Raw genomic sequence first — 741 nt, forward strand, 5'->3', positions numbered from 1 at the left:
GTAAAGCGCGTCCTTGGTAAGGACGAGACCGGGGGTTCAAATCCCCCCTCAGGCTTTTCTTATTCTCCTCACTTTCACGTCCTCGAGAGTACGTTTCGCGAAGAGTTCTGATCAGCGAACTCGGTGAGGGCAGTGAAGTTCCCGTGACACGAGATAATCACTAAGTACCATACTGCGGTATCGAGAGACGTGGCGGACGAGTACCTGAGACGTACCGCAATTACTCGCCTAACTCTCACCAGCGAGCAGAGAACGCTGCTCGACGCCACCATCTCTGAGTGGAAACGCGCCTGTAACATCAGCAGTCGTATCGGATGGAGAGCAGATGAAGCGCGGAAAACACGTCTTCAAAAGCTCGCATACGACGAGGTGCGAGAAGAGACACGTCTCGGGAGCCAACACACGATACTCGCAACTCATCAAGCCGCAGCGGCACTCAGCGGCATCGACGATATCGAAGCTCTCGAAGAGGATTACGCCACCTCTCGGCCGGAATTCACGGCAGACACGGTGAAGTACGACACGCGCACGATGACGTTGTTCGACGACGGAACCGTCTCTCTTTCTACAGTCGGAGACCGTATCCGATGTGAACTCGTGCTGCCGGACGACGAGAACGGATACCAATACCAGTACCTCGACAGCGAGGCGTGGGAGATCACCGAATCCACACTCTCACGGCGCGATGGTGGGTACTACATTCACTTGGGGTTCCGGAAACCCAAGCCCAAGAACCGAGCC

At 55.7% G+C, this 741-nt stretch carries 1 pseudogene; it reads left to right on the plus strand.

The window, feature by feature from the left end:
- Positions 1-189: 189 nt before the first annotated feature.
- A pseudogene (locus EXE44_RS17520) lies at positions 190-741 on the plus strand (RNA-guided endonuclease TnpB family protein); the annotation flags it as partial.

Source organism: Halorubrum sp. SS7 (assembly GCF_005435055.1).
In the GTDB taxonomy this organism is placed as follows: domain Archaea; phylum Halobacteriota; class Halobacteria; order Halobacteriales; family Haloferacaceae; genus Halorubrum; species Halorubrum salinarum.